This window comes from Paracoccus rhizosphaerae (assembly GCF_026162645.1).
Classification (GTDB): domain Bacteria; phylum Pseudomonadota; class Alphaproteobacteria; order Rhodobacterales; family Rhodobacteraceae; genus Paracoccus; species Paracoccus rhizosphaerae.
Genome location: NZ_JAOTBE010000029.1, coordinates 1 through 17,463 on the forward strand (window position 1 = coordinate 1; position 17,463 = coordinate 17,463).

At 62.9% G+C, this 17,463-nt stretch carries 17 protein-coding genes and 1 pseudogene; 11 read left to right on the forward strand and 7 right to left on the reverse strand.

Translation table 11 applies throughout. The annotated features are described in order from the left end of the window. Positions 1 to 239: 239 nt before the first annotated feature. Positions 240 to 590, reverse strand: a pseudogene (locus OC184_RS11410) (transposase); the annotation flags it as partial. 298 nt (positions 591 to 888) lie between these two features. On the opposite strand from OC184_RS11410, the gene OC184_RS11415 reads away from it, so the two are divergent. Then, positions 889 to 2,181 (forward strand): cation:proton antiporter, encoded by a 1,293-nt coding sequence (locus tag OC184_RS11415; RefSeq protein ID WP_265507322.1) that lies wholly within the window; start codon positions 889 to 891, stop codon positions 2,179 to 2,181. A gap of 139 nt (positions 2,182 to 2,320) precedes the next feature. On the opposite strand, the gene OC184_RS11420 is transcribed toward OC184_RS11415, so the two are convergent. Beyond that, positions 2,321 to 3,058 (reverse strand): SGNH hydrolase domain-containing protein, encoded by a 738-nt coding sequence (locus tag OC184_RS11420; protein ID WP_265507323.1) that lies wholly within the window; start codon positions 3,056 to 3,058, stop codon positions 2,321 to 2,323. 5 nt (positions 3,059 to 3,063) lie between these two features. On the opposite strand from OC184_RS11420, the gene OC184_RS11425 reads away from it, so the two are divergent. From OC184_RS11425 to OC184_RS11435, 3 genes are all read left to right on the forward strand, one after another. Beyond that, the gene (locus OC184_RS11425; RefSeq protein WP_265507324.1) at positions 3,064 to 3,159 is read left to right on the forward strand and encodes a DUF1403 family protein; all 96 of its coding nucleotides are present in this window, start codon (positions 3,064 to 3,066) and stop codon (positions 3,157 to 3,159) included. A gap of 1 nt (position 3,160) precedes the next feature. Continuing rightward, positions 3,161 to 3,808: an SMC-Scp complex subunit ScpB gene (gene scpB / locus OC184_RS11430; protein ID WP_265507325.1), complete on the forward strand. Its 648-nt coding sequence runs from the start codon at positions 3,161 to 3,163 to the stop codon at positions 3,806 to 3,808. Positions 3,809 to 3,940: 132 nt separating this feature from the next. Beyond that, entirely contained in the window at positions 3,941 to 4,384 is a 444-nt protein-coding gene (locus tag OC184_RS11435) for a hypothetical protein (RefSeq protein WP_265507326.1), read from the forward strand. 371 nt (positions 4,385 to 4,755) lie between these two features. Here OC184_RS11435 and proX read toward each other — a convergent pair whose 3' ends face one another. The 3 genes from proX to OC184_RS11450 are packed head-to-tail and all read right to left on the reverse strand — an operon-like array spanning position 4,756 to position 7,821. Further along, positions 4,756 to 5,745 carry a glycine betaine/L-proline ABC transporter substrate-binding protein ProX gene (gene proX / locus OC184_RS11440; protein WP_265507327.1) on the reverse strand — a complete coding sequence of 330 codons (990 nt, stop codon included), beginning with the start codon at positions 5,743 to 5,745 and terminating at the stop codon, positions 4,756 to 4,758. Further along, on the reverse strand, positions 5,735 to 6,733 hold the full coding sequence (locus tag OC184_RS11445; RefSeq protein WP_265507328.1) for an ABC transporter permease: 999 nt from the start codon (positions 6,731 to 6,733) through the stop codon (positions 5,735 to 5,737). The genes proX and OC184_RS11445 overlap by 11 nt, the downstream gene beginning before the upstream one ends. Beyond that, the gene (locus tag OC184_RS11450) at positions 6,733 to 7,821 is read right to left on the reverse strand and encodes a quaternary amine ABC transporter ATP-binding protein (RefSeq protein ID WP_265507329.1); all 1,089 of its coding nucleotides are present in this window, start codon (positions 7,819 to 7,821) and stop codon (positions 6,733 to 6,735) included. The genes OC184_RS11445 and OC184_RS11450 overlap by 1 nt, the downstream gene beginning before the upstream one ends. A 128-nt stretch (positions 7,822 to 7,949) precedes the next feature. On the opposite strand from OC184_RS11450, the gene OC184_RS11455 reads away from it, so the two are divergent. From OC184_RS11455 to OC184_RS11485, 7 genes are all read left to right on the forward strand, one after another. Further along, positions 7,950 to 8,651 carry a GntR family transcriptional regulator gene (locus OC184_RS11455; RefSeq protein ID WP_265507330.1) on the forward strand — a complete coding sequence of 234 codons (702 nt, stop codon included), beginning with the start codon at positions 7,950 to 7,952 and terminating at the stop codon, positions 8,649 to 8,651. A 16-nt stretch (positions 8,652 to 8,667) separates the two neighbouring features. Further along, positions 8,668 to 9,573, forward strand: coding sequence for a dihydrodipicolinate synthase family protein (locus tag OC184_RS11460; RefSeq protein WP_265507331.1), 906 nt, complete (start codon positions 8,668 to 8,670; stop codon positions 9,571 to 9,573). A 2-nt stretch (positions 9,574 to 9,575) separates the two neighbouring features. Continuing rightward, complete coding sequence (locus OC184_RS11465; protein ID WP_265507332.1) at positions 9,576 to 11,075, forward strand: aldehyde dehydrogenase; 1,500 nt, start codon at positions 9,576 to 9,578, stop codon at positions 11,073 to 11,075. After that, positions 11,072 to 12,418: an NAD(P)/FAD-dependent oxidoreductase gene (locus tag OC184_RS11470; protein WP_265507333.1), complete on the forward strand. Its 1,347-nt coding sequence runs from the start codon at positions 11,072 to 11,074 to the stop codon at positions 12,416 to 12,418. Before OC184_RS11465 ends, OC184_RS11470 begins: the two co-directional genes overlap by 4 nt. Before the next feature lie 142 nt (positions 12,419 to 12,560). Beyond that, positions 12,561 to 13,604: a mandelate racemase/muconate lactonizing enzyme family protein gene (locus OC184_RS11475; RefSeq protein ID WP_322630204.1), complete on the forward strand. Its 1,044-nt coding sequence runs from the start codon at positions 12,561 to 12,563 to the stop codon at positions 13,602 to 13,604. 21 nt (positions 13,605 to 13,625) lie between these two features. After that, complete coding sequence (locus OC184_RS11480) at positions 13,626 to 14,354, forward strand: SDR family NAD(P)-dependent oxidoreductase (protein ID WP_378925673.1); 729 nt, start codon at positions 13,626 to 13,628, stop codon at positions 14,352 to 14,354. Further along, a complete protein-coding gene (locus OC184_RS11485; RefSeq protein WP_265507335.1) occupies positions 14,351 to 15,088 on the forward strand; it encodes an SDR family NAD(P)-dependent oxidoreductase in 738 nt (245 codons plus the stop codon). Before OC184_RS11480 ends, OC184_RS11485 begins: the two co-directional genes overlap by 4 nt. 74 nt (positions 15,089 to 15,162) lie before the next feature. Here OC184_RS11485 and fdhA read toward each other — a convergent pair whose 3' ends face one another. Then, entirely contained in the window at positions 15,163 to 16,347 is a 1,185-nt protein-coding gene (gene fdhA, locus OC184_RS11490; protein WP_265507336.1) for a formaldehyde dehydrogenase, glutathione-independent, read from the reverse strand. A gap of 48 nt (positions 16,348 to 16,395) precedes the next feature. Continuing rightward, on the reverse strand, positions 16,396 to 17,463 hold the full coding sequence (locus OC184_RS11495) for a hybrid-cluster NAD(P)-dependent oxidoreductase (RefSeq protein ID WP_265507337.1): 1,068 nt from the start codon (positions 17,461 to 17,463) through the stop codon (positions 16,396 to 16,398).

The window sequence follows — 17,463 nt, forward strand, 5'->3', positions numbered from 1 at the left end:
AACACGCGCTCGTCTTGAGCACAGCCGGGCGCAACAAGCTGCGAGTGGTGAAAGGAAGATGGCCTGACAGTTGATCGGCGTTGCAAAAACCTCCTGCGAAAAATGGCCCACCGAGGCCGGTCCCTTTATGAGGATTGTGACGCGCGGATCTCCATCTTGGCGGCGGCCTTTGTGCTGACATGCCGGATACGTTTGTGCAGACTGATCATGTCATTAAAAATTGCCGCTTGCAGACGGGGCGGGCCATACGTTTGCGCGCGCAGGCTGCAAGCCGTGCGGTGCGCCTTCATGAACGTGCTGTCCATCATCAGGGTATCTCCTTGAACGCCTGGCCTCGCCAGTTCTTGGAATATCCTCGCGAAGATGCCCATCCGTGACCAGCGGGCGAAGCGGTTATACAGGGTTTTGTAGGGGCCGTAGACTGCAGGAGCATCTTGCCAGCGAAGCCCATACCGTTTGACATAGATGATGCCGCTCAGCACCTTGCAGTCGTCGGATCGGGGGCGCCCTCGGACCTTGGGAAAGAAGGACTGGATGCGCCGCATCTGCTGTGGGCTCAGTCGGAAGCATCTTGTATTGCTCTGGTTCATAGCCGGTGTGAATCAGTCAAAATGCTGGCATGCAAGCCAAATTTATGGGGACTGATCCTAAGAACGGAGTGGGTGCTTTCCCATGGCGAAGCTGTCGGCCTGACAGATCCAACGGTTGGTTTAAGTCAGCAATGTTCCGTAGCGATGGAAACGCTTCGGCATAGGATGCAACTGCCCGTCGCCGCTCGCTTTGCCTATCGGCGGCCATATCCGGAACTTTCTTCAGACCTATGGCGCTGCACCTTGCAGCGCTTCCGATCTACTGCGTGTAGAGCTGCTTGGTATTGAAAGACAACAGATGTCAACAGCTGAGCCGTTCTTCGGACTTTCTCCAACGCACGTTCTGATGGCAACCGTGGGCGCGGCGGTCTTCGCGGCCTACCTGCTGCCACGGGTCGCGTTCATGCGGGCAGCCTCCTCATCGGGGCTTCTGATGATCCTGGGCCTGGTGGCCTTCACCTTCATTCCCGGGATGCCGGAAGCGCTTGATCCAACAGTGTCGCCGCGCCTTTGGGAAATCCTCAGCGAGATCGCGGTGATCGTCGTCCTGTTTGCAACTGGCTTGCGGATCGACAATGTCAGCAGCTGGAGCCGGTGGAGCCCGACCTTTCGCCTTTTGCTGATCGCGATGCCTCTGACAATCGGGGTGGTTGCGCTGCTGGGTTGGGGACTGGCCGGGATGACGATTGCAGGAGCAATCCTTCTGGGTGCTGTCTTGTCGCCGACCGATCCCGTGTTGGCAGGCGATGTGCAGGTCGGGCCGCCTTTGGAAGGTGGCGAGCATCCTGTTCGCTTTACCTTGACAGCCGAAGCTGGGCTGAACGACGGCCTTGCCTTCCCGTTCGTTTATCTGGGGTTGATCATCGCGGCGCAAGGGGCCGATCCGTCAAGCTGGTTGATGGAATGGGTCATGCGCGACCTGCTTTACAGGATCGCAGTGGGCGCGATGGTCGGGGCGATGGTGGGGTGGGCACTCGGCCGCAGCCTGTTTTCCGCTTGGGGCAGCGCCGCGATCGAAAAAAGCGGGCCTGGGGTCCTCGCCCTCGGCGCCGTGCTGCTGTGCTATGGGGTCGTTGAGCTGGCGGAGGGCTATGGCTTCATCGGCGCTTTCACCGCTGGTCTCATGTGTCGCCGCACGCAGGAGAAGCACCGCTTCCACAAGCGGCTGCACGCCTTCAGCGAAGCCGTGGAGCATTCATTGACTGCCATTCTTCTTGTGCTTCTGGGCAGCATCCTGCCGGCGCTCTGGCCGGTGCTGGACTGGCGGCATACGCTGATCGGCTTCAGCCTGCTTCTCGTCATCAGGCCGCTGGCCGGCTGGTTATCCCTGTTGAGAAGCAGGATGCCCTCGGGCGACCGGCTGATCGTCGGGTTCTTTGGGGTGCGCGGTATAGGATCAGTTTATTATGTCGGCTACGCGACCGGGCATATGGAGTTCGTCAACGAGGAGCAGCTTTGGGCGCTTGTTGCCTACACCATCTTCGCCTCCGCTCTCATACATGGAGCTACGAGCTTCATAGTTGACCGGTACGTATCTCCGTGGTCCGGTGATGCCACTTCAAGCACGTCGAGTGAAGGCCTCTCTCGCTGAGCGTTACACTTGCGCTGCAGCTTTTGATGAGTGGGTGCAGGCTCTCCATCGCTGTGACAGTTTTGCCGAGGGCAGGTCACGCACTACCGCCTCCTTCCTGATCCACGTCCGGGCTGCCTTTCTCGCAAACAGCCCACATCTACGACTGGTCGATCAACGCGGCGATCTCAGTCTCGAGACGGGAGGCATGGCGGCGGACGAAACTGGCGGTCAGGTGATGGCGATCGCGGTAGAGTAGAACGCCGTCGCGAACGACCCAGCACCTGGCACTGTCGCAATAGAGATCACTTAGGTCCACGAAGGACAGCAGCGGACCATCAAGGCCTGCGCCCGGATCAATCGGCTTCAGCAGCTCTGCGCGAGGTTGATCGCAGGTAGATGGGTTGTCAGCAGCTTCAGCGACGCATTCGACGACGTCGGTGGCAAACCACGGGTTGTCGCGAAGGGCCAGGACCGAGATATCGGCCGCAGCCAGATCCCGCCACAAGGAACGAAAGATGCCCGGAACTGTCTCGTCGGGGCCGTGACCGCGGGTGCCGATGGTCAGGACGGCCGCGGGATCAACCTCCATGACGCGGTGTCTGGCGGCACGGTTCCACTTGAGGCAGCTTTCTGGATCATCCAGCCCATAGGCTTTCGCTGCCGCGATGAAATGCTCAGGATCGGTTGCATCGAAGAAGATGCAGCTGCTCTTGGTCATCGTCACGATCCGCAGGCCACGCTTCAGGGCGATATCTTCCAGCGCAGGCAGCCACTGAAGCGAGTGTGAGCCGCCGATCAGGATCAGCGTCCGATCACTCCCGAGATCGCCGTAGGTGCATTCAACCAATATAGGGTTGCTGATCGTCTGGTGACACTTATCCGGGTTCTGTCGCAAACCAGATGGCGGGACACACGGGGGCCAGCGACCGGCTGGTGGAACTGGATGCCGTCCGCGAGCTGACCGGGCGGCCGAGCTTCCGGCTCTACGGGCTCTGAGATGGCCAGGCGCCGCCCCGAGCCGGAGCTGGACCGCGATCTCGAGGGCCTGCCACAGGCCGTGCGCTGGCGCGAGTGGATGTGCCGGATCGAGGCGGTGCTCTTCGCCTCGGCCGCGCCTGTGTCGCGCAGCGACCTGGCCCGCGTGGTCGGGCCCGGGGCCTCGGTCGATCTCCTCCTCCAGGACCTGGCCGTCGAGTTGGAGGGTCGGGCCGTCGAGGTGGCGCGGGTCGCCGATGGCTGGATGCTCGCCACCCGGCCGGCCTATGCCCCGGCGATCCGCGCCGCCGCTGCGCTGCCGGACGTGGGGGTGGCGCTCCGCGAGACGGACATCGCGGTCCTCGCCGCCATCGCCTGGCACCAGCCAATCTCCCGCGACGGGCTGAAGGAGATCTTCGGACGCGAGATCTCCCGCGAGCTGATCGGCCGCCTCTCCGAGCAGGGCCTCATCGCCCCCGGCCCCCGCGAGCCGCGCCGCGGCGCCCCCGCCACCTTCGTCACCACCGACCTGTTCCTCGCCACTTTCGGGCTGGAAACGCTCCGCGACCTGCCGGATCCGGAGGAGATCCCCGAGGACGGGGTGGGGGAGGCGGGACAGGGGCACGTCCCGGACAAGGCGGCGGCTGCCGATCAGAAATCGGCAGAATAAGACGTCTTCGTGGTCGTTGGAATGACATGCGGAGCGGCTCAGGGCGGCAGGCCCTTCCGTGCCCCCGACGCTGCGCTTGATGGAACCCGCAAACCGATCAGTTGTTGCGTCAGCGACCAGAGGGGAGGCAGGATGCTACGCTCGATCATGATGGGTCTTGTTGCCGGGCAGCGCTCGATGACGCCTCTTGCTGCCTTGGCGGGTGCCGCGCGTCTTGGTGCGCTCCCCTATGACAATGCCGGGGCGCGGCTGATGAGCTCGCCGCTGATTGCCGCGGGTGGGGTGGCAATGGCCGCGGCGGAGATGGCGGGCGACAAGATGAAGACGGCTCCGGACCGCACCGTGTTCCTGGGCCTCCTTGCCCGGACGATTACCGGCGGATTTGCTGGTGCAGCCCTCGCACCAGCGGAGCGTCAGCTTGCAGGGGCTGCTCTCGGCATTGGCGCTGCGATAGCGTCATCATACTGCGGACTTGCTGCGCGGGAGTGGGCAATAGCGCGGTATGGTCAGACGACCTCCGGTTTCGTCGAGGATGCCGTCGTCCTGGCAGCGGCGACTGCAATCGCCCGAAGATAGTTCAGATACCTGTGCAGGCTTGCCTCACCGCATACCGACCGCCTGTTTGTTACGATCATGATTGATCACGCACTGGCGCCTGGAGCTGTTGAGAATTGGGCCAAAGCCCGATGATCACTCCAGCGCCTGTATACCGCGCGACACGCACAGATCGTCGACGCGCAGACCGCCATAGCCTTAGAAAAAGAAAGGCAAAGATGCCATGCCTGCCTCGATCAGTCGGAGGACTGCTGGCGGTCTTTTAATGAGTCCAAGTCATGTTCAAACTGCAGGAGTAGTAGGCGTGCAACCGAGGAAGCCAAACTCCCACCCTATAGCAACGCATAGAAAAGGGGGGCGCCGGCCCCCCTTTCTCGGTTCCGACAGCAGGTTCACTGGGCCGCAGCACGTGCTTCGGCCAGCCAGCTGTCGTACTCGGCCTGGTGATCCTTGATCCACGCGTCGACATGCGCGTCGATGTCGTCCGAGTCATCCTCGCCATTGGCAATCATGTTGTTCTCGGCCGAGATATCGTTGATGTCGATCTTCGCCACTTCAAACAGCTTCGCAGCCGCCGGGTTGGCCTCAAGGAAGTCATTGCGGGCAACGACGCGGATATCGTCGACAGCGAAGCCGAGGTTCTTGCCGTCGAACGTCGTTTCCGCATCCTCTCCGCCCGGAAGAGACGTATAAGGGACCGACAGCCATTCCACGTCCTCTCCCGGGACCAGCACGCCCGATACCCAGTAGGGGGTCCAGGTGTAATAGAGGATCGGCTGGCCCGCTTCCTTGCGAGCGATGGTATCGGCGATGATCGCGTTATACGCACCCTGGTTGTGGACGACGGTGTCGCGCAGGCCGTATTCGGTCAGCTGGTGTTCGATCACCGGCTCGCAGCCCCAGCCCGGCACGCAGCCGGCCAGATCCGCCTTGCCGTCGCCGTCGGCGTCGAAGCGGGCGGCGACCTCGGGGTCCTTCAGCTGGCCAAGGTCGGTGATGCCCGAATCGTAGCTCTCCTTGTCGACCAGATAGCCCTGCAGGGCGCCTGCGGCCAGGGTGCCCACCTTGGTCATCACGGCCTCGCCGCCGCCTTCCTCGAAGAAGGTGTTGTGAAGCTTGTTCCAGTGGGCAGCGGTGAAATCACCGTCACCCGCGCCAAGAGCGATGTGGATGGTCTGGTATTCGACTTCCTGGGGCGGGGCGATGTCATAACCCAGATCCTCCAGCGCGCGGAACAGGACCCGGTGCTGGAACATTTCCTCCAGCGAAGGGGCCATGACCGGGCGGACGGTCACGCCCTCTCCGGGCTGCTCCTGGGCCATCAGGGGGGTTGCAGTGGACAGGGCCAAGGCGGCAATCAGCCCGAACTTGTTAAGCTTCATTGGTTCTCTCCGTGTTGATCGTCGGAACGGTATTGGCGGCGCTGTTTTCGCGCTTCTTGGTGATGAACGGGGCGATCAGCCCGACCGGGCCGTGGTGCCACCATTTCTGGCGGCCGCGGTCGCGGGAAGACTGCCCGATGCCTTGGGTGATGCGGTCAAGGACGATGGCCAGCATGACGATGCCCAGGCCACCGACGATGGCCTTGCCGGCGTCCAGGCGTCCCATGGCGCGCAGGACTTCGTTGCCCAGACCGCGGACCGAGATCATCGAGGCGATGACGACCATCGACAGCGACAGCATGATGGTCTGGTTCAGACCAGCCAGGATGGTCGGCTTGGCCAGCGGCAATTCGACCTTGAAGAGGATCTGCGACGGGCTGGCGCCGAAGGCGCGCGCGGCCTCGACCACGCTTTCGTTGACGCCACGGATGCCGAGGGATGTCAGGCGGACCAGCGGGGGCAGGGCGAAAATGATCGTCACGATCACGCCCGACACGTTGCCGATGCCCAGAAGCATCACGACCGGCACCAGGTAGACGAAGGCCGGGATGGTCTGCATTGTGTCGAGGACCGGACGGATCGAGGTCTCGAACCGGTCGCTCTTGCCGGCCAGGATGCCGAGTGGCAGGCCGATCACCACACAGGTGATGACGGCCGCCACCACGATGGCCAGCGTCGTCATCGCCAACTGCCATGCATCTGGGCTGAGGAAGCCCAGAACCGACAGGCAGACCGCAACGATGATCGCCACCCGGCGGCCGGCGGCCTGCCAGGCGATCAGGACGATCAGCAGCAGCATGACCAGTGGAGGAACCGCCAGAAGCGCCTGTTCGATCGACACAATCATGCTGTTGAAGACGGACTTGATTGGTTCCAGCACCTCCCGGTTGCTGATCGCCCAACCCTTGATGCCATCGGCGCGGTCGCTGATGTTCAGGTCGATGCTGCTGAACGGGTCAAGGATGTTGAAGGATTGTTCGGTGGCCATCAGTGCACCTCTGCCATGACGGGTGCGCTTTCGTCGCGACCCTGAATGCCGCGCAGAAGCGCGCGCTTGGTCACGACGCCGACCGTCTGACCCTGTTCCTTGATAAGAATCGGATGCTCGGTGCCGACCGCCAGGTCGACCAGTGCGTTCAACTTGTCCTCCGCGCGCGCGACCGGCCACATCGACATGTCCCCGATGGGGTTTGCTTGTCCGTAACGCTCCAGTGGCTGCATGACGCGGGCGGCGGTGACCAGGTCCAGCTTGGAGATCCCCGCCACGAAGTCGCTGACATAGTCGTCAGCGGGTTCGGTGACGATCTGTTCCGGCGTGCCGATCTGGACCAGTACGCCGTCCTTCATGATGGCGATGCGGTCGCCGATGCGGATCGCCTCGTCCAGGTCATGGGTGATGAAGACGGTGGTCTTATGCAGTTCCGCCGACAACTTCATGAAGGTGGTCTGCAACTGCTTGCGGATCAGCGGGTCCAGCGCGCTGAAGGGTTCGTCCATCAACAGGATGGTCGGATCTGCGGCGATGGCGCGGGCCAGTCCCACGCGCTGCTGCATACCGCCTGACAATTCATCGGGATACTTGTTTTCCCAACCGGACAGGTCGACTGCCTCGATTGACTGGCGGGCGACCTTGTTGCGACGGTCCTCGTCGATGCCGCGCACCTCGAGCGAGAAGACCACGTTCTCCCTCACCGTGCGGTGCGGCATCAGCGCCATGCTCTGGAATACCATGCCGATCCGTTCCGCTCTCAACGCCCGAAGGTCGCGCGCGTTCATCGCGTTGACGTTCTGGCCCTCGATGATCACCGACCCTGCGGTCGGTTCGATCAGGCGGTTGATGTGGCGGATCAGCGTGGATTTTCCGGACCCCGAAAGGCCCATGATGCAGAAGATCTCTCCGCGCTTGACGCTGAAGGATGCGTCCTGAACGCCGACCACGCAGTCGAAACGTTCGCGAATCTCGCGTTTGGTGAGGCCATCGCGCCGGATGGCTTCAAGCGCTTGCCCGGATTTCTGTCCGAAGATCTTCCAGATGCCGTCGCATCGAATGACCTCCTCTTGATTGGCTTTTGTCATGTGGAATCCCCCTGTGACTGCAAGAAAGCATATTTATTTATTGTAGACAACTTGTATTTAATGAAGCTACACCTGATACAGGGCAATGAGTCGACGAACATGCGACCCACAAATCGAAGGAGGTGTTCGTGGAAGTCATTTCGAGAAGCAAAAAATCTGCTTGTGTTGAAGATTTGCGCAGAAAGATTCTGACGCAGGAGCTGGAGCCGGGAACGTACCTGGACGAGACGCGGCTGTCGGAGGTTTACGGGATCTCTCGCCCGCCCCTGCGCGAGGCGCTGCGCCAACTTGCCGGGGACGGCTATGTCGTCCTGCACGAGAATCGCGGCGCGCAAGCTGCGCCGATGACGCACAAGACGCTGCGCAATTTCTTCGTCGCGGCGCCGATGATATACGCCGCCACCACGCGGCTCGCGGCCGAGAACGCAACCCGCCCTCAGATCGCCCGACTGAAAGACGTACAGCGCAGCTTCCGTACCGCCATCAACCAGGGCGATGCGGCGGAGCGGGCCATTGCCAACGAACGGTTTCACTCGGTGATCGGCGACATGGCAGACAACGAGTTTCTGATGCCGAGCCTGCGGCGGCTGCTGATCGATCACACGCGCATCGGCATGCAGTTCTACCAACCCGACCAGCCGGCGTTGGCAGGGAGCCAGAACACGGCGGCTGATCAGCATGACCAGTTGATCGAGCTGATCGAAAGCCGCTCGGCGGACGCCGCCGCCGATCTGGCAATCGCGCACTGGGAGCTGTCGCGCTCGCTGATCGAAAGCTTCGTGACACCCAAAAGCATCAACATCCCGCTCGGGCGAGCCCTGGGCGCCTAGAAAACAAAGGAGTGCCATGAAGTTCGAGGGCATCTATACGCCGGTGATCACGCCGTATCGCGAAGACGGCAGCATCGACCGGGACGCGTTCGCCGCGATGATCGAGCATCTGATCGCCTCGGGCGTTCATGGTCTGATCAACGGCGGTTCCACCGGTGAATACTATGCCCAGAGCATGGAGGAGCGCGAGGAACTGGCAAGCCTTGCCATCGACGTGATTGCTGGCCGGGTGCCGCTGATGGTCGGCACCGTCGCCATCCGGCTGGAGGATTCGATCCGCATGGCCGAGCATGCCGCCAAGATCGGGGCCTCGGCGCTGCTGGTCGGCTCACCTCCTTATTCGGTCCCGACCGAGCGGGAGAACGCTCTAAACACGCTGGCGATCACCCGTGCCGCGGATCTGCCGGTGATGCTCTACAACTATCCGGGCCGGATGGGCATCAACATGGGCGAGGAGTTCCTGGACCGTGTCGGCCGGTCGCGCAACATCGTAGCGATCAAGGAAAGCTCGGGCGACATCAACCGGGTTCACCTGCTGGCGCGCGATTACCCGCATATCCAGATGTCTTGCGGTATGGACGACCAGGCGCTGGAGTTCTTCGCCTGGGGCGCCCAGAGTTGGGTCTGTGGCGGATCGAACTTCCTGCCCGAGGAACATGTCGCGCTGTGGAACGCCTGCGTGGTCGAAGGCGATTTCGCCAAGGGCCGCCGGATCATGTCGGCGCTGCTGCCACTGATGCGGGTGCTGGAGCAGGGCGGCAAGTTCGTCCAGTGCATCAAACACGGCTGCGAGATGAACGGCTTTTACGCCGGACCGCCGCGCGCGCCGCTGAAGCCGCTGAACAAGGATGACAAGCGCGAACTCGAACAGGTCGTGCGCGTGCTGAAGCGCACCGTGGCCGAAATCGAAGCGGAGGCATGAGCATGAGCGACCTTTTGACGACCGAGGAATACAAGTCCATCGCCGCCAATCTGGACCTGCCGACGCAGGCCTTCATCGACGGCAGCTTCCGTCCCGCCATGTCGGGCAAGACCTTCGACAGCACCAATCCCGCCACCGGAGAGGTGATCGCCAAGGTCGCCGCCTGCGGTCAGGCCGATGTCGATTTCGCCGTGGAAAAGGCCCGCGATGCCTTCGAGGACGGCCGCTGGTCGCGTCTGCATCCGGGCGAACGGAAAGAGGCGATGATCCGCCTGGCCAAGCTGATCCGGCGCAACGCCCGTGAACTGGCCGTGATGGAGAGCCTCGACAGCGGCAAGACCATCTACGACTGCGAGACAGTGGACGTCCCCGAGACCATCCACTGCCTGACCTGGCACGCCGAACTGATCGACAAGATCTACGATCAGGTTGCGCCGGCATCCGACAACCACATCGCGCTGGTCGTGCGCGAACCCGTGGGCGTCGTGGGTCTTGTGCTGCCGTGGAACTTCCCGCTGCTGATGCTGGCATGGAAGATCGGCCCAGCCCTGGCTTCGGGCTGCTCGATCATCGTGAAGCCCGCGGCGGAAACCTCTCTGACGGCGCTGCGCGTCGCGGAACTGGCGATGGAGGCAGGTATCCCTGCCGGCGTCTTCAACGTCGTGCCGGGCAGTGGCCGCGATGTCGGCGAGCCCATCGGCCGTCACATGGACATCGACATGGTGTCCTTTACCGGCTCGACCGCGACGGGGCGCCGCTTCCTGACCTATGCGTCGGAATCGAACCTCAAGGAAGTCACGCTGGAGATGGGCGGCAAGAACCCAGCCATCGTGCTGGACGATGCCGAGGACCTGGACCGCGTCGCGGCCCATGTCGTCAACGGCGCCTTCTGGAACATGGGCGAGAACTGCTCGGCCTCGTCCCGGCTGATTGTGCAGAAGGGTATAAAGGACAAGCTGCTGGACCGCATGCTGGCCCATGCTCGCGAATGGCCGATGGGCGATCCGCTGGACCCGGTGAACCGCGTCGGCGCGCTTGTGTCGCAGGCGCATTTCGACAAGGTCGCATCCTATCTGTCCAAGGGTCCCAAGGTCCTTCTGGGCGGCAAGGCCGAGGCCGGTTTCGTGGAGCCTACGATCCTTGACATTGCCGACCGCGATGCCGCTCAGGTACGCGAGGAGATTTTCGGCCCGGTCCTGTCGGTTCTGACCGTCGACGGCTTTGACGAGGCGATCGCCTTGGCCAACGACACCGAATATGGCCTGGCAGCGTCGATCTATACCGCGAATGTCAAGAAGGCGATCCGTGGCGCCCGCGCCATCCGGGCGGGCACCGTCACCGTCAATAGCTTCGGCGAAGGCGACATCTCGACACCCTTTGGCGGGTTCAAGCAGTCTGGCTTCGGCGGCCGTGACAACGGCATCCACGCCCATGACCAGTACACGCAGATCAAGACCATCTGGGTGGACCTGACGGATGATCATGACGAGGTCGTTTCGTGACAACCTACACCGCGCGCCGGACACCCATTCATCGCGGGCCCGCTGCGTGGTCTGCCATCCTTCCGGGGCAGCCTGCCCCGGATATCCTGACCGAGGATCTTGCCGTTGACTTCGCGCTGGTCGGCGGCGGGTTTGCGGGATTGTCGGCGGCCCTGCGCCTGCACCAGCTGAACCCTGGCGCCCGCATCGCGGTCATCGAGGCCAGCCGCTTGGCCGAGGGCGCGTCGGGGCGCAACTCTGGTTTCATGATCGACCTGCCGCACGACCTGTCGTCGGATGACTATTCCGGTCATGGCGCCAACGCGGACCAAGCCATCATCGCCCTGAACCGCACCGCGATCAGCTTTGCGCGAAATGCCGTGGCGGCCTACGGGATCGACGCGAATTACTTCGATCCCGCCGGCAAGGTGAACGGTGCCGTGAGCGAGAAGGCGGACGAGCTCAACTTCAGCTATGCCAATCACCTCGCCAGCATCGGCGAGGCGAGCGAAAGCCTCGATGCCCGGCAGATGCATGAGCTCACCGGCAGCCGACATTATATCTCGGGTCTCTACACACCGGGAACGGTGATGCTCCAACCGGCGGGCTATATTCGTGGTCTGGCGGAGGGCCTGCGGCGCGATGGTGTCCGTATCCTCGAAAACAGCCCGGTCCAGAAGATGACGCGTCACGGTTCGTCATGGGTTCTGTTGACGCCCTCCGGGAAGGTGCAGGCAAAGACGGTGATCTTGACCAATAATGGTCATCTCGAGAGCTTTGGCTTTGCCCGAAACCGGCTGATGCACGTCTTCCTCTATGCATCCATGACAGTCGAGCTGGACGCCGCCGCGCTGAAGGCGCTCGGCGGGCAGTCGCGGTGGGGCATCACGCCGTCGGATCCCATGGGAACGACAATGCGGCGGATCGATGCCGCCCAGGGTGGCAACCGGGTGATCACCCGGACACTCGCCTCGTTCCGGCCCGGAATGCAGGTAACTGAGGCTGCCGTGCAGCGTGCTGCCCGCACCCATCGCGAAAAGTTCGAAACGCGCTATCCGGCTCTGAAGGGCATGAAGATGGAGTATTCCTGGGCCGGGCATCTGTGCCTGACACAGAATGGGGTGGCCATGATGCGGCAGCTGGACGACGGCCTCTATGCCGGGTGTGTCCAGAACGGTTTGGGGACCGCTCGGGGAACGCTGACTGGAATGGGCGCGGCGGAACTGGCGTCAGGGGTGGAAAGCGACATCACACGCCACTTCATGGCAGAGGAGCTGCCCAAGATGCTGCCGCCGCCGCCACTTTCGACGATCGGTGCGAATACCTTCTTGCGTTGGAAAGAATGGCGAGCCGGGCAGGAATGACCTGCTTCCTCAGCATTTTCTTCATTTTTGTTTGACGCGGCTGCCTGAAACCAGGCCAGCCGTTTGTGGGGGTGGAGTCATGAAGATCACTGAAGTTCATGTCTATGCGTACGAACTGCCTGTGAAGGGAGGCGCCTACCGCATGGCAAGCGATACCGTCTCATTCCTGCGGACGACGCTGGTGCGGCTAAAGGCGGACAACGGCTTGGAAGGATGGGGCGAGACCTGCCCCGTTGGTCCCGTCTACCAGCCCCAGCACACGCTCGGGGCGCGGGCCGCGCTGCAGGAGATGGCGCCGGGTCTTCTTGGAGCCGACCCGACACAGATCTTGCAGCTGCACCGCCGGATGGATGACCTTCTGAATGGGCATCGCTACGCCAAGGCCGCCATCGACATCGCCGCCCATGACCTGACGGGCAAACATTACGGCGTCCGTGTGGCCGATCTGCTTGGGGGGCCGGTGACGGAGCAGGTCCCGTCCTACTATTCCTCTGGGGTGGGCGAGCCGGACGACGTTGCCCGCATCGCCAGGGAATGCGCCGACGAAGGCTATACCCGAATGCAGGTCAAGATCGGCAATCGCCCCGTCGAGACCGATATCGAGGTCGTCAGGAAGGTCTTCGAAGCCGTCGGGACAAGTATGCGCCTTGCGGTCGACGCGAACCGCAGCCTGACCACGAGGGACGCCCTCCGCCTGAGCCGCGAATGTCCGCACATTCCGTTCGTCCTGGAGCAGCCATGCAATACGATCGAGGAGATCGCGGCCATTCGAGGCCAGCTGCATCACGGCGTCTATCTTGATGAGAACAGCGAAGACCTGAACACCGTCCTGCGGGTCGTGGGCGCCGGTTTGGTCGACGGCTTCGGCATGAAGGTCACGCGCATCGGCGGCCTGTTCCCCTTCGCCACCTTCCGCAACATCTGCGAGACACGGTCCCTTCCTCATACGGTGGACGATGCCTGGGGCGGCGACATCATCGCAGCAGCGTGCACCCACATGGGTTCCACTGTTCAGCCGCGACTCTTCGAGGGGGCATGGCTGGCGCAACCGATGATTGAAGGGCATTACGACAGCAGGAACGGGGTGCGCATCGAGTGCGGCCACATCAAGCTGCCCGAAGGTCCGGGTCTGGGGATAGTTCCTGATGACGGAGTCTTCGGCGACCCGATCGCGTCCTTCGGCTGACCCATGCAAAGGAGTATCGTAATGCTCGAAGGCAAGACAGCGCTGGTCACGGGGGCGGCTGGCGGCATCGGATCGGCGGTCGTGGCCCTGCTGCGTGCGCAGGGGGTGCGGGTCGCGGCGGCGGATCGAGATGTGGCAGCGATAGCGGCAGATGCCCATTTGCCCGGCGACCTTAGGGATGCCGCCTATGCGGACGGCTTGCCGTCGGCCGCTGCCGACAGGCTGGGCGGGCTGGACATCCTGATCAACAATGCCGGCATGATTACCCGGGGCCGCGTGACCGAGACGACCGATGCGGACTGGGCCACGTCGCTTGGTGTCAACGTCGAAGCGCCGTTTCGCCTGTGCCGGGCCGCGATCCCGCTGATGGCCGAGAACGGGGGCGGTGCGATCGTCAACGTCGCTTCGTGCTGGGGACTGCGGCCCGGGCCACAACATGCCGTCTACTGCATGACGAAGGCGGCCTTGGCATCGCTGACGCAATGCATGGGAATGGATCATGCGCATCAGGGGATCCGGGTCAACGCCGTCTGCCCGAACGAGGTGAATACGCCGATGCTGCGGACGGATTTCGCAAGGCGCGGCTTCGATCCTGACGATGCCGTCGCCGAGTTGAACAAGACGGTACCTCTGGGCCGCATCGCAGAACCCGACGATATCGCCGAGGTGATCCTTTTTCTCGTCTCTGACAGCGCGCGCTACATGTGCGGCGCCCTGGTAGAAGTAAACGGCGGAAAGGCAGTATCATGACACGTTTCACAGGCAAGGTTGCGCTTGTCACCGGTGGCCGAAGCGGCATCGGCCAAGCCATCGCCCGGCGGCTGCAGGAGGAAGGCGCACGCGTCTTCACTGCGCAGCGCAGGCCTGATGAGGATTTCGAGCATGTGACGGTGGACATGTCCGACAGCGGCTCGGTTGTCGAAGTGGTGGATGGGGTGGTCGAGCGGGCCGGACGTCTCGACGTTCTGATCAACGCTGCCGGAATGATGCAGGAGGCGACGATGGAGGACATGTCGCTGGAGGACTGGCAGCGGACCCTGCAGGTCAACCTGACAGCGCCGTTCCTGCTGTGCCGCGCGGCCATGCCGCATCTTCGGACATCGCAGGGCGCAGTCGTCAACATCGGCTCGATCGAGGGGCTGGGGTCGAATCCCAGGCACACGGCCTATTGTGCCTCGAAAGCAGGCCTGCACGGGCTGACGCGCGCAATCGCGGTCGATCATGGGGCCGAGGGCGTCCGCTGCAATGCCGTCGCCCCGGGATGGATCGATACCGACCTCAACGTGACATACATCGAAAACATGCCGGATCCTGAGAGCTTCCGCAGGGAGATCGGGCGCATCCACCCGGTCGGCCGCACCGGACGCGCTGACGAGGTCGCCGCGCTGGTGGCATGGCTGGCCTCCGATGAAGCAAGCTTCGTCACCGGTCAGGTCTGGACTGTGGATGGTGGTCGGATGGCCAAGCTGAGCCTGCCGCAATAGCGCACTTGCTTCGCAGCGCCCACAACATGGGTTCCGAAATTGGGCGCGCCGGACTTGCCGGCGCGCCACCAGATTCAGGCGGCCAGCATCCCGTGCGGGTCTAGCACGAACTTCTTCGCGACGCCCTGGTCGAAGCTTTCGTAGCCTTGAGCGGCGTCTTCCAGAGAGATGACGGTCGCGTTGACGATGTCAGCGATCGGCAACCGGTCGTGCAGGATCGCCTGCATCAGCTGGCGGTTGTACTGCAGGACGGGCGTCTGGCCGGTGTGGAACGACTGCGCCTTGGCCCAGCCCAGCCCGAAGCGCATTGACAGGCTGCCCTGCTTGGCGGCGTCGTCCACCGCGCCCGGATCCTCGGTCACGTAGAGGCCGGGGATACCGATTTGACCCGCCGCGCGAGTGATCTCCATCATCTGGTTCAGAACGATCGCCGGCTGCTCCCTGCCTGAATGGCCGCGCGCTTCGAAACCCACCGCGTCGATGGCGGCGTCCACCTCGGGGCTGCCGGTGATGTGGGCGATCATCTCGGGCAGGTTGTCACCCTTGGACAGATCCACCGGCTCGAAGCCGACCTTGCGGGCATGTTCCAGCCGCTCCTTGTTGAAATCCCCGATCATGACGACCGCGGCGCCGAGGATGCGAGCCGAGGCCGCCGCGGCCAAGCCTACCGGACCGGCACCAGCGACGTAGACGATCGAGCCGACGCCGACGCCGGCCTTCCAAGCGCCGTGAAACCCGGTCGGCAGAATGTCGGACAGCATCGTCAGGTCGCGGATCTTCGACATCGCGCGGTCGCGGTCCGGGATCTTCAGCAGGTTGAAATCGGCATAGGGTACCATGACATAGCGCGCCTGACCGCCGATCCAGCCGCCCATGTCGACATAGCCATAGGCCCCGCCGGCCCGCGACGGGTTTACCGTCAGGCAGACGCCCGTGTCGCCCGACCGGCAGCAGCGGCAGCGGCCGCAGGCCACGTTGAAGGGTACTGAGACGATGTCACCGATCTCCAGCATCTCGACGTCGCTGCCCTTCTCGATCACCTCTCCGGTGATCTCGTGGCCAAGGATCAGGCCGGGCTGCGCAGTCGTTCGCCCGCGCACCATGTGCTGGTCGGACCCGCAGATGTTGGTCGTGACGACCTTCAGGATCACGCCGTGCCCGATCTTGCGACCGTCCGGCGCCTGAAGCTTGGCATCGGGGATGTCGTCCACCACCACCTTGCCCGGTTCCACATAGACGACGCCTCTGTTGGTGCTCATTTGGCCCTCCTCCGAACCATTGCTGTAGGCAGCCGGAAACCGGCTGTCTCAAACGTCCACTGATACGGCACCCAACGGCTTGGAGCAGCAAGCCAGAATATAGCCATCCTCGATGTCCTCGTCGGTGATGCCGCCGTTGTGGACCATGTGGACGTCTCCCGAAAGCTTCTGAATGCGGCACGTTCCGCAGATGCCCATGGTACATCCCGCCGCGATGTTCAGGCCTGCCGCGCGTGCCGTCGTCAGGATGGTGTCAGTCTCGTTGCACTTCGCGGTCACGCCGGATGCGGCAAAGGTTACCTCGGCGGTCTTCTCCTCCTGCGGGACCTGGTCATCGGGGACGACCTCGGCCTCGGGCAGCGGGGCATGGAAGCTTTCCTGGTGATAGCGGTCCATGTCATAGCCAAGCCCCACCAGCACGTCGCGGACCGCCTGCATGAACGGCTCGGGACCGCAGCAGAAGACCTCGCGCTCCAGATAGTCCTGCGCCATCAGGCCCAGCATCAGCTGATTGAACATGCCGGAATACCCGGTCCAGGGGCGATAGGGGTCTTTTTGCTCGACCACCCATTTCAGGTCGATGCCCTCGGTGCGCGACGCGATATGTTCCAGCCGCTCTCGGAAGATGATCTCAGATGGGCGCTTCGCGCAGTTCACGAAGACGATATCGCAGTCGCGACCCGAATCGTACATGTAGGTCGTCATCGACATCATCGGCGTGATGCCCGATCCAGCCGAGATGAACAGATATTTATCTGCGGGATGGTTCATCATCGTGAACTTGCCCGCTGGACCGATGGCCTTGATCTTTGTGCCGGGACGGAGGTTGTCGAACATCCATCGCGTCCCGATCGAGTTGCCCTGCGCCTTCACGGTCACCGTCAACGAGGTCGGCCTCGAGGGCGAGGACGAGATCGTGTAGGTTCGATAGATCGGCCCGCCCGGGATCGGCAGTTCGAGCGTGATGAACTGACCCGGTTCATAGCTGAACAGCGCACCCGATGGGCTCTGGAACGAGAAGGTCATCACGTTCGGCGCCTCGGGCAGGATCGAGACGCATTCCAGGGACTCGGAGTCCTTCCAGAACAGCAGGCTGGGTTTCGTGAAGGCGTTCAT

What these genes read in the sequence shown, in the direction of transcription:
- OC184_RS11415 (WP_265507322.1), top strand. Translation starts at nt 889, where the DNA reads ATGTCAACAGCTGAGCCGTTCTTCGGACTTTCTCCAACGCACGTTCTG.
- OC184_RS11425 (WP_265507324.1), top strand. Translation starts at nt 3,064, where the DNA reads ATGGCGGGACACACGGGGGCCAGCGACCGGCTGGTGGAACTGGATGCC.
- scpB (WP_265507325.1), top strand. Translation starts at nt 3,161, where the DNA reads ATGGCCAGGCGCCGCCCCGAGCCGGAGCTGGACCGCGATCTCGAGGGC.
- OC184_RS11435 (WP_265507326.1), top strand. Translation starts at nt 3,941, where the DNA reads ATGCTACGCTCGATCATGATGGGTCTTGTTGCCGGGCAGCGCTCGATG.
- proX (WP_265507327.1), bottom strand. Translation starts at nt 5,745, where the DNA reads ATGAAGCTTAACAAGTTCGGGCTGATTGCCGCCTTGGCCCTGTCCACT.
- OC184_RS11445 (WP_265507328.1), bottom strand. Translation starts at nt 6,733, where the DNA reads ATGGCCACCGAACAATCCTTCAACATCCTTGACCCGTTCAGCAGCATC.
- OC184_RS11450 (WP_265507329.1), bottom strand. Translation starts at nt 7,821, where the DNA reads ATGACAAAAGCCAATCAAGAGGAGGTCATTCGATGCGACGGCATCTGG.
- OC184_RS11460 (WP_265507331.1), top strand. Translation starts at nt 8,668, where the DNA reads ATGAAGTTCGAGGGCATCTATACGCCGGTGATCACGCCGTATCGCGAA.
- OC184_RS11465 (WP_265507332.1), top strand. Translation starts at nt 9,576, where the DNA reads ATGAGCGACCTTTTGACGACCGAGGAATACAAGTCCATCGCCGCCAAT.
- OC184_RS11475 (WP_322630204.1), top strand. Translation starts at nt 12,561, where the DNA reads ATGGCAAGCGATACCGTCTCATTCCTGCGGACGACGCTGGTGCGGCTA.
- OC184_RS11480 (WP_378925673.1), top strand. Translation starts at nt 13,626, where the DNA reads ATGCTCGAAGGCAAGACAGCGCTGGTCACGGGGGCGGCTGGCGGCATC.
- OC184_RS11485 (WP_265507335.1), top strand. Translation starts at nt 14,351, where the DNA reads ATGACACGTTTCACAGGCAAGGTTGCGCTTGTCACCGGTGGCCGAAGC.
- fdhA (WP_265507336.1), bottom strand. Translation starts at nt 16,347, where the DNA reads ATGAGCACCAACAGAGGCGTCGTCTATGTGGAACCGGGCAAGGTGGTG.
- OC184_RS11495 (WP_265507337.1), bottom strand. Translation starts at nt 17,463, where the DNA reads ATGAACGCCTTCACGAAACCCAGCCTGCTGTTCTGGAAGGACTCCGAG.